Raw genomic sequence first — 11,709 nt, forward strand, 5'->3', positions numbered from 1 at the left:
CCGCCGTGGCGGCGGGAAAGATCAAGATCCCGCGCCGCAAGGTGCCCGTCCATATCGATGCCATCGCCGACGCACTGCACCTGCCGCCGCAGATGCCGTGGATCGATCCTGAGAAGGAAGCGATCGCCATGGCCACGATGGAAGAGAACGCCTACATGTCGGGCCCGGAAATCATCCGGCGCCGCGGTGCGAATCCGCGCGACGTACTCGACCAGCAATCCGCCTGGCTCGCGCGCAAGCGCCAGTGGGGCATCCCCACCGCGTCCGCAGGTACCAAGCCGGCGCCGTCCGCGCCACCGACACCGGCCGACCCCACCGAACTGGAGACCGAAGCATGAAGCGCACCGCGCTCATCCTGGCCATGGCGGCCGCCTCGCTCGTGTATGAACCGCCGCGCGCCGTCGATCGCCCCTCGCGCATCGAAGTGCGGGCCCTCGCCGGTGGCGAGGCCGAACTCCTGATCTACGGCATGATCGGCGAGGCCTACTGGAATGGCGTCAGCGCGCAGTCGATCGTGGCGCAGCTGTCGTATCTCAGTGCGACCACGATCCGCGTGCGCATCAACAGCGACGGCGGCGATGCCTCGGAAGGCCTCGCCATCTACAACGCACTCAAGCAGCACGGCGCGCGCATCGTCGTCACCGTCGACGGCGTCGCCGCCAGCATCGCCAGCCTCATCGCCATGGCGGGCGATGAAGTCCAGATGCCGCCGACGTCGACGATGATGCTGCACATGCCGTGGACGCCCAACGCGAGCGGCAACGCGAACGATCTGCGGGACACCGCGACCCAGCTCGACGTCTACAACGAAGCGATGCTCGCCGCGTACGCGGCGAAGTCCGGCAAGAGCGTCGATGAGTTGCGCACGCTACTCGGCGATGGCCGCGATCACTGGTACACGGCCGAGCAGGCCGTTGCGGCCGGCTTCGCCGACACCCTGCTGCAGGACGACGAAGCGACCCCGCTCATCGAGAGCGATCTCGCGGCCGCGGCGCTGCTCGCCTACGTCGGCGCGATCGCGTCGGCGCCGATGGCGGTCGCCACGGCGCTGCGCGGCCGCATCCAGGCCGCGGCCAAGCCGCACATCTTTGCCGCGCTCACCGCGGTTTCACAGCGAGCCGTGATGGCTCACATCGAGGACGAGTCCATGCGTAAACAGTTCTCCCGCATCATGGCGAACGCAGCGGGTGCTGCGAGCGCGCCGAACCCGGCCCCCGCCGCCGATCCCACGCCGAACACGCCAACCGCTCCCGTCGCAGCCGCAGCCGCAGCCGCTCCTGCCGCGGCGCCGTCGGCGGCGCCGGCCGTCGATCCGAGCGTGGTCACCAGCGTTCTCGCGGCACTCGGCGAGCGCAACACGCAGATCCGCGGCGTCTTCGCGGCGTTCCGCGGCATCAACGGTGTGCCGCAGCTCGAGAACGAGTGCCTCGCCGATCCGCAGATGACGGTGCAGGCCGCGCAGCAGCGGTTGCTGCAGGTCACCGCCGCAGCGGCACAGCCGATCGGCGGCTTCCGCGTCGAAGCCGGCGCCGACCAAGTGGATCGCACGCGCGAGGCCTGCGTCAACATCATCCTCGCGCGCTCGGGCTCGGTCTCGCGCGAGGAATCCGATCGCCTGCGCCAGGGCAACCCGTTCATCGGCGCCACGCTCATCGACATGGCCGAACAGGCCCTGATCCGCGCCGGCGTCAACACGCGGCAGATGGGTCGCGACGAGATCGCGCGCCGCGTTCTCGCCGCTCAGACGACGAGCGACTTCCCGATCCTGCTCGAGAACGTGCTCCACAAGATGCTGCTCAACGCCTACGCGCTGGCGTCGTTCACGTGGAACCGGTTCTGCGCGACGGGCACGCTCTCCGACTACCGCCCGCACAACCGCTACCACCTCTCGTCGTTCTCCGACCTCAAGGAAGTCAACGAGCACGGTGAATACGAGAGCGGCGTGCTCGGCGACGGCGCCAAGGAAACGATCCAGGGCAAGCGCAAGGGTCGCATCCTGCGCATCACGCCGGAGATCCTCGTCAACGACGACATCGGTGCGATCTCGCGTCCGACGATCGCCCTGTCGCAGGCGGCGGGCCGCACGATCGAGAAGGACGTCTACGCCATGTTCGGGCTGAACAGCGGCAACGGCCCGACGATGAGCGACGGCAATCCGCTGTTCCACAGCTCGCACGGCAACATCGCCGGCACCGGCGCTGCACCGACGAACACCTCGGTCGACGCCGCGCGCCAGCAGATGTCCAAGCAGATGGACGTCGGCAACAACGACTACCTCGATCTGACGCCGGCCATCTGGCTGGGTCCGACCTCGCTCGGCAGCGTTGCCCGCACGGTCAACGAGGCGCAGTACGACGTCACCGTCAGCAACAAGTTCCAGGTGCCGAACGTCGTGCGCGGCCTGTTCCGCGACGTCATCGACTCGCCGCGGCTCGCCGATACGGTCTGGTACGCACTCGCCGATCCCAACATCGAGCCGGTATTCGAGGTCGCGTTCCTCGACGGCGTGCAGACGCCGACGCTCGAGCAGCAGAGCGAGTTCAACACCGACGCGCTCGCATGGAAGGTGGTGCACCGCTACGGCGTCGCCGCCGTGGGCTGGCGCGGCATCGTCAAGAACCCCGGCCAGTAACGCGCAACGCGCGGCGGCGTGAATGGCCGTCGCGCTCCCGGCTCACGACAGAAGGACTCGAAGCAATGTCCAAGAACATCGTCCACGAAGGCGGCCCCGGCAGCGTCATGCCGTGGACCAACGGCACGGGTTCCGATGTCGCCGCTGGCGCCATCGTCGCTCTCAAGAACTGCATCGGCATCGCTCTCGTCGCGATCGCAAACGGCGCCGTCGGCAGCGTCGCCGTCGAAGGCGTCGTTCGTGACGTCCCGAAGGCCACCGGTCACGCATGGGCCCAGGGCGAAAAGCTCATCTGGGACGTCAGCGTCAGCAAGTTCGACTACTCGGGCGCGACGCCGGCCACCGGCGACATCACGGGTGCGGCCGTCGCCTGGCTCGTCGCCGGCAGTTCCGACACCACTGGCGTGATCAAGCTCACGCCGGGCAACACCACCGTCACCTGACGCGACTTGGCTGGATCGTCGTCGCCGACGGCCTGCGCTCTCCCGTAACGACCACGGAAGGAACCTGCGCCTTGAACATCGACCAGACCACGCCCTACGACGCCATGATCGCCGCCGCGATGCGTCGTCACCTGGGCGCATGGGACTGGCGGTGGCTCAAGGCGCAGATTTTCCAGGAGTCGAAGTTCAACCCCAACGCGGTCAGCCGCGTCGGGGCGAAGGGTCTGCCGCAGTTCATGGATCCGACGTGGGACGACATGCTCGTCAATGTGCCCGGGATCCCGAAGACGGCGACGCCGTTCGATCCGTACTGGTCGATCGAGGCGGCCGCCTGGTACATGGCCAAGCTGCGCTCCATCTGGCGCGCGGACCGCAGCGAGGATGATCGCCGCCGCCTCGCTCAGGCGAGCTACAACGCCGGCATCGGCAACGTCATGCGTGCGCAGAATCGCGCCGGCGGTGCCATCGGGTATGCCGACATCATCGCGCGCCTGCACGAAGTGACCGGCGATGCGAATGCCGCCGAGACGCGCGGCTACGTCGAGAACATCCAGCGCTGGTACGACCAGCTGCTTTCCTACGACGGAGACGACCATGCGAGCCGGTAGCGGCCTCTCGCAGCTGTGGATGTCGCTGCGCTACGGCAACACGATCCCGATGCGCGTGGCGCTCGCGCTGGCGAGCCTGCTCTTCGCGCTATCGCTGCTGGCATCCACCGATGGCGCCAGCTGGGTTCGCCCGTACGCGCGCCTGCAGGGCTCGCAGGCGTGGCAGTGGTCGCTGGTCTTCGGCGGCAACGGTGCGGTGCTCCTGTGGCGCGTGCTCGACCGCAACGTGCGCATCGGGCTCACGCGCTTCATCAACGCTTGCACGTGCGCGCTCTGGGTCGGCTACGTCAGCGCCACCATCGCGCTCGTCGGCGGCCTCTCGCCGGATCTGGTCGGCGAAGCCGTGCTCGCGCTCGGCTCCATCTGGGTGGCCCTGCGCACCGACCTGACGCAATCCGACCGGGAGTCCGCGTGATGGAGCAGGGCTTCACCGACCTCATCGGCAAGTACGGCATCGGCGCCGCCGTGATCATCTACGGCGCGAGCAAGCTCATTCCCGGGCTCTTCGCGGCGCGCGCGGACGCGGCCGGCGAGAGCGCGCGCACCGACATCATCGAGACGCTCTCCGCGCGCCTCAAGGCCGTCGAGGACGACATCGAAGCCTACCGCCGCAAGCTCGAGGAAGAGCGCTCGCTGCGCGTGGCCGCACAGGACGAAGTCGCCGCGCTCAAGCGCCGCGTCGCCAGCCTCGAGTCGCAAATCCGCGCACTCGGCCAGGAGCCGAAATGATCCGCGCCCTCGCGATTGCCGCGGCACTCGCCGCCTTCCCGCCGCCCGACGTGCTCATCTTCGAGCACACCTACGACGGCCCGCGCGAGACGGCAGGCCATCTCGCGGTCCAGTGGTACACCGGTGGTCACCTGCTCATCGAGTGGGTCGACACCGACGCCGACGGCATCTTCCGCAACAGCTTCGAGGTGTCGCCGTGATCGCCACGCTCAAGGCCTGGTTCACCACGTATGCGCTCTGGCTGCTGCTTGGCGCGCTCGCCGCCGTCAGTGCGTTCGCCGGCGTGCAGACGCTGCGCCTCGCCTGGGCGCAGGGCGCCGTCGCCACGTTCGAGCGCGAGCTCGCCGATGCGCGCACGGCGGCGGAATCGGCCGCACGCACCGAGGAACTCAAATCCATCGTCGCCGCGGCCAAGGCCGCCGGCCAATACGAAAAAGGGAAAGCCGATGCGAACACGATTGCCGATGCTTTGCTTGCTCACCTTCTCGCTGGCTCTGTGCGGCTGCAACCCCGGTGGCAATGTCCGTCCGCCACCGCCGTGCCCGCAGCTGGCGCCGCCGCCGCCGAGCCTGATGCAGCCCTCGCAGACCGGGCAGGAAGTGCGACGCGAATTGTTCGAAGCGCCGACACCTGCGACGCGCAGGTAGACGGGCTGCGCGCGCTCGTCTGCGCCGATCGCGGCCTTCGCCTGGTCGGCACGGAGTGCGTGCGATGAACGCGGCCATTCCGGGCATGGATGCGCGCCTGCACGCCGCTTTCGCTGCGCGCGGCATGGCGGACGTGCTCGCGTACGCGCCACCTGCCGTGGGTGCCACGACGAGCGCCGGCGATCGCCGCTGTTTCGTCAACCCGGGTCGGCAGCAGATCGGCGCCGACGGGCGCACCAACGCACCGCGCGACGTCATCGGTTTGCTGCTCGCCGACGGCGCCGTGCAGCAGTTCGGCCGTCTCACGGCGGCGGGCGGCGCAACGTATGAGCTGCGCGCCATCGATGAGACCGACGGAAACGACGGCTCGCTGCAGTACTGGGTGGTGCGCCATGTCTGAGCCGCTCAGCTGGCAGGCCCTGCAGGACGTCGGCACGTTGCTCGATGCGATCAGCGTCGACGCCGGCTATCACACCGACCTCGGCACGGCGAAGCGCTACTTCGACCGCTCGCAAAAGTACGACGCCGCGGAACCCTTCGTCGTCGTCGTGGCGGACGACATCAGGACGCGCGAGGCCAGCAGCGGCAAGCGCCAGCTCGCGAGCGACATGACCATCGTCGTGCAGTACGCGATCCCGTTCGGTACCGAGAGCGCGGAACTCGTCGCGCACCGCGGTCGCGCGGACATCGTGCGCTGCCTGCTCACCAACCTGCGCGGGAAGGCGCTCGGTTTCACGGAGATCGTCGTGACGAGCTCGTCCATCACGGACGCGCCCGCGGACGGCTCCAACCTCGTGATCGCTCAGGTCGAGGCGCGGGCCTCGCTGAGCGAAACCCCCTTGCCCGCGACCTGAAGTGGAGAATCACCATGGCCACCCCCAAAGCCCGCCAGTTCGCCGGTGACTTTCGTCTCTGGGAAGGCGAGTTCGCCGGCACGAAGACGCCGGTGATCCCCGAGCCCACCGACGCGTTCGGCAACCAGCCGATCGAAACGGACTCGCTGTCGTTCTCGTACACCGCGGGCGACGAGACCACGATCCTCAGCAAGCGTCGCGGGGGCCGCTACAACCAGCCGTTCGTCAAGGACCAGCTGCCCGGCACGACCGAGGTATCGGTCAAGCTGCTCGAAACGCCGACGCCGATCCTCGCGCGCATGCTGTTCGGCGAGGCGGCGAATGCGGACATCGTCACCGGCTCCGTGTCGGATGCGAGCTTCACCATCACCGCGCTGGACGTGCCGATCCCGCTGCCGCACCGCTTCCTCAAGGCAAGCCCGGCGCCGTCTTTCACCACGTCCGGGGGTTCTCCGGTGGATCTCGTGGCAGGCACCGACTACAAGCTCGACCTGCGCACCGGCACGATCATGATCCTGTCCGCCGGCACCGTCGGCGCGACGATCGATGTCGGCGACGCGATCCTCAACAGCTACAGCTACGAGGCCGTCAAGACCACCACGATCCTCGGTGGCGCCACGCCCACCAAGCCGTACATCATCGTGGGTGACATGGAGGATCGGAAGTCCGGCGAGCAGGGCCTGCTCGAGGTGTTCCAGGTCAACCTCGGCGTCGATGGCGATATCGACTGGATGTCGACCGAACCGCTGCAGCCGACGCTGAAGGGCACGGCGCTCGTACCGGACGGCGCGCCCGCGCCGTATCGCTTCACGGTTTACAGCGAAACCGCCTGACCGTGCGCCGGCCGCGCCTCTCGCGCAACGACTCGCCGGCGGCCGAACAGCCGCCGGCGGCTTCTGCGCGCTCGCTCGTCGAATACCGCTTCACGGTGGTGCACCAGCACGGCGCTCGCGCCTACCGCGTCGGCGACATCATCGAGTGCGACGAGGCCACGGCCAGCCGCATCCGGCGCTACGCCGGCGCCGGTGCGCTCGTTCCGGTTCACGGGCGGGCGTCCTGATGCCGCGCATCGTCGACATCACCGGGTACCAGCGCCAGGCGGAGGCGCTTCGCGGCGTGGGCCGTTCGGCGGACGTGCTCGTGAGCCGCGCCGTCAGCACGTTGCTGCGGCGCCTGCCGGTCGAAGCGCGACGCGACATCCAGGCGGAATACAACCTGCCGGCCCGGCGCATTTCGTCGTACCTCTCCGCGCGCCGCGGCGATGGCTACGTCGAGCTCGTCGGCCAGAAGCGCGGCATCGGCCTCATCAACTTCGGCGGGCGATGGGGCGGTCGCAAGACCGAAGGCGCAGTCGCGACGGTGCGAAACAGCGAAGGTGCGTCGGTCTACGGCGGCACGTTCATCGCCACGCTGCTCCACGGCAATCGCCAGATCGTCGAACGTGAGACGAAGAAGCGGTTTCCCCTGCGCACCCTCTACGGCCCGAGCATCGCGCAGATGCTCCGTAACGCCGCGCGGCGCGAGCGGCTGGCCGACTACGCACAGGGTATCGGCGCGTCGGAAATGGACCGCCTTGCTAAGGGAACGAAGAAGAACTGATATGGCATCTCGCGACGAGATCATCCGATTCGTCTTCGAAGTCACCGGCAGCGAGGATATCGCTGCGGCCGTCAAGGTAATGCTCGAGGCGGGGGATGCCGGCGGCGAGGCGAGCGCCGAGCTGTCGGCATTCGTCGACGAGCTCACGGAAGTACAGAGGAAGCTCAGCGCCGTTCGCCAAGCGATCAGCCTCAAAGCCGAGCTGCAAGACCTGCAGAGCCAGTTCCAGGCGGCTCAAGAACGCGCGCGGGCGTTGTCCGAGTCGATCGGCAAGGCCGGGGCCTCATCCGATGAAGTGCGCAAAGCCTTCAAGGCGACCGATGCCGAGGTCGCGCGACTGACCGAGCAGTACCAGAAGCAGGACGTTGCGCTTCAGCGCGTGCTCGGCGGTCTCGCGAAGGCGGGCGTCGACACGAGCGACCTTGCGAAAGCCAACCAGGACCTGCGCGACAAGGCAGACGGCGTCGCCGACAAGATCCGCGCGACGGCAGCGGCGTCCCAGGAGGCGGGCAAGGGCCTGAAGAATGCCGGCGACGGTGCCAAGCACCTCGGCGACGAATCGAAGAAGAGCGGCACGCTGCTCGGCGAGCTGCGCGACAACCTCGGCAAGACCGTCGCGTTGGCGGGCGCCGCAGCCGGTGCTCTCAAGGCGATCGAGTTCGGCGCGGACAGCTTCAAGGAAGCGGCCAACCTCGAAGAGACGCTCGTGCGCGTGCGCGCGCTCGCCGGCGAGGCGCAGCAGTCGCTCGCCGGTTTCGAAGCGGGCATCGACGATGCGGCCGCGCAAGCGGGCGTCAGCGCGAACATGGCGGCCGCCGGCATGGCGGCACTCGTGGCGCAAGGCCGCAGTGCGGACGAAGCCCTGCAGGCGCTGGTTCCTACGCTGCTGCTGGCCAAGACGGCGCAGATCGACGTCGCACAGGCCGCGGCGCTGGTGGATGGCGCGCTGTCGCAGTTCGGCGGCACCGCGGCGGATGCGGCCAAGTACGTCGACATCCTGGTCACCGCGAGCAAGGGATCGAAGGACGGCATTGCCGGCCTTGCGGACGGCATCCAGAAGCTCGCGCCGCTCGCGCGCGATCTCAACCTGTCGTTCAAGGACACGGTCGGCATCCTCGGCTTCATGACGCGCAACGGCCTCTCCGCGGCCGATGCGACCAAGGGCCTCGCCTCGATCTTCCGGGACCTGAAAGACCCGGCCAGCAACCTGCGGCAAGAGCTGTTCGCGCTCGGCGACGGCACCGGCGACTTCGACAAGGCCATCACCACGCTCGCGAGTTCCGGCGAGCGCGGCAAGAAAGCACTGCTCGGCCTCGACGACAGCACGCGCAAGGTGGTGCTGTTCATCCAGCAGCAGGGCGTGCAGGGCCTCGCGCAGTTCCGTACGCAGCTGGATAACGTCAACGGCGCCGCCGCGGAGCTCGACAAGGCGATCGGCGACACGCTCAACGGCGCATGGGGCGACTTCACCCGCGCGATCGACACCATCGGCGCGCAGCTCGCCAAGCCCGTGCTCGAGCCGCTCAAGGTGGAGCTGCAGCAGTTGGCGTTGCGGCTCAACGACTTCGCCAAGTCGCCTGCGTTCGACGAGTTGCGGCGCCAGATCGGCGACCTCGCGCGCAATGGCGTCGAGGCGCTGGACAACCTCCTGCGCGGCATCGACTGGACGGCCTTCATCAATGGCGCGAAGGCCGCACTGTCGGATGCCTCCGCGTCGGTCGCCGAGTTCAAGGACAACCTGAAAGGCGTTTCGGACGCGATCAACGTCATCGCCAGCGTCCTCGGCACGCTCTAGCGCGCCATCGCCGTCGTGTTCGATGGCGCAAAGGTGCTGATCTCTGGCGCCGTTGCTGCGGCGGCCGAGCTCGGCGTCGTCATTGGCCAGACGATCGACAAGGTCAAAGGGAGCGAGAGCGCGTACACCAGCGCGATGATCGCGATTCGCGACTCCGCGATCGACGCGTCAAAGAACGGTGTCGATGCGCTCCGGTTGAACAGCGAAAAGCTCGTCGGAAACCTCGAAGGCATCGCGGGCGTGAGCGGCCCCGCCTCAGCCAGCCTTGCTGCCGTTGGTGCAGCAGCGGCACGAGTGCACGCGTCGTTCTCCAACGTGCTTGCCGGAGTCGAGTCGACGCGCAAAGCGCTTCAGCGATTCGACGTTCCTCCAGGCACGTTCGCCAACGTCATTGGCGGCGCCGAGCAGGCCGGAAAGGCCATGGCGGACCTTGCGAAACGGACCGAGGACGCACAACGCGAAGCGAACGCGGCCCGGGCAAACTTCGATCGTCTCGCTCGATCGAGTCAGTCCAACACGCAGGAATTGCAGCGTGCCGCAGCGGCGCTGGATCAGGCCAACGCAAGGCTACACGCTCTGAAGGAGCGCGCTACCGAGGCAAGTACTGGAGCTGACACGCTGGATGCCGCGCTTCACAAACTCGGCGTAACGTCCCAAGCCGATCTCGCAAAGAATGCGGCCGACGCTGCGAACGCCCTTGATTCTGTCTTCTCCTTGTTCCAGAGCGGTAAGGCAACAATCGAGGACGTTCGCGCGGCCTTCGAAGGATACGCGCAGAAGCAACTCGAAGCCGTCAAGAACAGCGACGCATGGAAGCAGCAGGAGGTCAAGGCCGCGCTCGAGGTGAAGCGCGCGATGCTCGGCCTTTCCGAAATCAAGGTATCGCCGGACTTCAGCAAATCGGCGTCCGGTGCGCGTGAGCTCGAGCAGCAGGCGCAGCGCACCGGCGAGGCCGTCAAGTCCGTCGGCGAGCAGGGCAGGGAAGCAGCGAAGGAAATCTCCGATGGCTTCGCGCAGCTCGCCGGCATCTACACGGGCTGGACGTCAAAGTTCGAGGAGACCTCGCACTCCGCCGCGCTGCGCTTCCAGGAGCTGACGAAGTCGATCAGCGAGTTCGGCGTCTCGCTGAATCCGCTCGTCGAGGCGGATGTCATCGGCCTCGCGCGCCTCGGCGACGCGATCAGCCGCGCCTCCGCGCAGACCAAGGCGGAAATCGAAGAGCAGAAGGCGCGCGTCGCCGAGCTCACCGCGCAGTACCAGAACATGAGCGCGTCCGCGCTCGCCGCCCAGGCAACGCTCGCCGGCGGCGCCGAGGCGCTCGCGAAGTCGTTCGAAGCGCAGGCCGCGGCCGCACGCAACGGCGAGAGCCAGCTGAGCCTGCTCGGCGCGTCGGATCTCTCGCCGCTGGCCTCGGCGCTGGAGAGCGTCGCCGCGAAGACCCGGCAGATCGCGAACGAGGCGCTCTCCGCGCGCCAGCAGTTCGCCGCGATGGCCAACGACATTCGCCAGCAGATCGCGCAGCAGCAGGGCGACGACGCGAAGGCGGAGAACCTGCGCTTCCAGGCGCAGCTCGAGCAGCTGCGCCAGCAGGCGCAGGAGAAAGGAATTCTCAACTCGCGCGAGTACGCCGACCTCGTGGCCGAGGCGACCAAGCTGCACAAGCTCAAGATGGACCAGATCAAGGAGCAGGCCGCGGCGGCGAAGAAGGCTGCGGACGACGCGGCGGCGCGCGCGGCCGCGGCAGCGAAGGAAGGGAAGGGGGGCGGCACGGATCCGACCAGCGGGGCCCCGTCGCCGCAGCTGCCGACCACGCCTGCGAAGTCGCAGCTCGAAATCACGCTCAACGGCACGCAGCTCGGCTCGATCAACCCCGGAGACTCCGCAGCCATCGAACGTCTCGCGCGCGCTCTCCTGCCGGAAATGATGCGCCAGATCCGTGCGGCCGCCGCGAACATCCCGCAAGGCTTCCGGCCGGGAGGGCCCGTGCGATGAGCGACATCACCCTCGGGCCGCTCGAGCTCAGCGAAGACCTGCAGTGGGTCGACGAGTACGACGACGGCTCCGACCTGGTCGGCCAGCAGGAAACCGTGACGATCACCGGCGCGGTGATCGTGCAGGCGAGTGCGCAGCAGACCGGCCGCAAGGTGACGCTGCAGGGAAAGCGCGAGAGCGGCAACACCGCGTTCGGCGCGATGACGCGCGCGCAGATCGAGGCGGTGCGCTCGCTCGCCGCGACGGCCGGCGCCGTCTACACGCTCGCGCTCAGCGACGGCCGCACGTTCTCCGTAATGTTCCGCCGCAGTGATGGCCCGGCCGTTTCGGCCGAGCCGCTCAAGCACATCCTGCCGCCGGCCGACGACGACCTCTACTTCCCGACCATCCGACTCATCATGGTTTGACGA

General features: G+C 68.1%; 15 protein-coding genes and 1 pseudogene. All 16 read left to right on the plus strand.

Translation table 11 applies throughout. The annotated features are described in order from the left end of the window. Positions 1-338: pseudogene (locus ACTHK2_RS04945) on the plus strand (hypothetical protein); the annotation flags it as partial. Next, the gene (locus ACTHK2_RS04950; protein WP_440244591.1) at positions 335-2,632 is read left to right on the plus strand and encodes a ClpP-like prohead protease/major capsid protein fusion protein; all 2,298 of its coding nucleotides are present in this window, start codon (positions 335-337) and stop codon (positions 2,630-2,632) included. The pseudogene ACTHK2_RS04945 and the gene ACTHK2_RS04950, both read left to right, overlap by 4 nt. 65 nt (positions 2,633-2,697) lie before the next feature. Further along, positions 2,698-3,075, plus strand: a complete 378-nt coding sequence (locus ACTHK2_RS04955) for a capsid cement protein (protein WP_440244592.1) — start codon at positions 2,698-2,700, stop codon at positions 3,073-3,075. A 71-nt stretch (positions 3,076-3,146) separates the two neighbouring features. Beyond that, entirely contained in the window at positions 3,147-3,683 is a 537-nt protein-coding gene (locus ACTHK2_RS04960; protein ID WP_440244593.1) for a transglycosylase SLT domain-containing protein, read from the plus strand. Further along, positions 3,670-4,098 carry a hypothetical protein gene (locus tag ACTHK2_RS04965; RefSeq protein WP_440244594.1) on the plus strand — a complete coding sequence of 143 codons (429 nt, stop codon included), beginning with the start codon at positions 3,670-3,672 and terminating at the stop codon, positions 4,096-4,098. The genes ACTHK2_RS04960 and ACTHK2_RS04965 overlap by 14 nt, the downstream gene beginning before the upstream one ends. Further along, positions 4,095-4,412, plus strand: a complete 318-nt coding sequence (locus tag ACTHK2_RS04970; RefSeq protein WP_440244595.1) for a hypothetical protein — start codon at positions 4,095-4,097, stop codon at positions 4,410-4,412. The genes ACTHK2_RS04965 and ACTHK2_RS04970 overlap by 4 nt, the downstream gene beginning before the upstream one ends. Next, on the plus strand, positions 4,409-4,612 hold the full coding sequence (locus ACTHK2_RS04975) for a hypothetical protein (protein WP_440244596.1): 204 nt from the start codon (positions 4,409-4,411) through the stop codon (positions 4,610-4,612). The genes ACTHK2_RS04970 and ACTHK2_RS04975 overlap by 4 nt, the downstream gene beginning before the upstream one ends. Continuing rightward, positions 4,609-5,127, plus strand: coding sequence for a hypothetical protein (locus ACTHK2_RS04980; RefSeq protein WP_440244597.1), 519 nt, complete (start codon positions 4,609-4,611; stop codon positions 5,125-5,127). The genes ACTHK2_RS04975 and ACTHK2_RS04980 overlap by 4 nt, the downstream gene beginning before the upstream one ends. Next, positions 5,124-5,459 carry a hypothetical protein gene (locus ACTHK2_RS04985; RefSeq protein ID WP_440244598.1) on the plus strand — a complete coding sequence of 112 codons (336 nt, stop codon included), beginning with the start codon at positions 5,124-5,126 and terminating at the stop codon, positions 5,457-5,459. The genes ACTHK2_RS04980 and ACTHK2_RS04985 overlap by 4 nt, the downstream gene beginning before the upstream one ends. Beyond that, entirely contained in the window at positions 5,452-5,913 is a 462-nt protein-coding gene (locus tag ACTHK2_RS04990; RefSeq protein ID WP_440244599.1) for a hypothetical protein, read from the plus strand. The genes ACTHK2_RS04985 and ACTHK2_RS04990 overlap by 8 nt, the downstream gene beginning before the upstream one ends. Positions 5,914-5,927: 14 nt before the next feature. After that, complete coding sequence (locus tag ACTHK2_RS04995) at positions 5,928-6,746, plus strand: hypothetical protein (RefSeq protein WP_440244600.1); 819 nt, start codon at positions 5,928-5,930, stop codon at positions 6,744-6,746. Positions 6,747-6,748: 2 nt separating this feature from the next. Continuing rightward, positions 6,749-6,973, plus strand: a complete 225-nt coding sequence (locus ACTHK2_RS05000; protein ID WP_440244601.1) for a hypothetical protein — start codon at positions 6,749-6,751, stop codon at positions 6,971-6,973. Then, on the plus strand, positions 6,973-7,512 hold the full coding sequence (locus ACTHK2_RS05005) for a phage tail protein (protein ID WP_440244602.1): 540 nt from the start codon (positions 6,973-6,975) through the stop codon (positions 7,510-7,512). The genes ACTHK2_RS05000 and ACTHK2_RS05005 overlap by 1 nt, the downstream gene beginning before the upstream one ends. Position 7,513: 1 nt before the next feature. Beyond that, on the plus strand, positions 7,514-9,307 hold the full coding sequence (locus tag ACTHK2_RS05010; RefSeq protein ID WP_440244603.1) for a phage tail tape measure protein: 1,794 nt from the start codon (positions 7,514-7,516) through the stop codon (positions 9,305-9,307). A gap of 15 nt (positions 9,308-9,322) precedes the next feature. Beyond that, positions 9,323-11,299 (plus strand): hypothetical protein, encoded by a 1,977-nt coding sequence (locus tag ACTHK2_RS05015; protein ID WP_440244604.1) that lies wholly within the window; start codon positions 9,323-9,325, stop codon positions 11,297-11,299. Next, positions 11,296-11,706 (plus strand): hypothetical protein, encoded by a 411-nt coding sequence (locus ACTHK2_RS05020; RefSeq protein WP_440244605.1) that lies wholly within the window; start codon positions 11,296-11,298, stop codon positions 11,704-11,706. The genes ACTHK2_RS05015 and ACTHK2_RS05020 overlap by 4 nt, the downstream gene beginning before the upstream one ends. The last annotated feature ends 3 nt before the right edge of the window (positions 11,707-11,709 follow it).

Source organism: Dokdonella sp. (assembly GCF_051958935.1).
In the GTDB taxonomy this organism is placed as follows: Bacteria; Pseudomonadota; Gammaproteobacteria; order Xanthomonadales; family Rhodanobacteraceae; genus Dokdonella_A.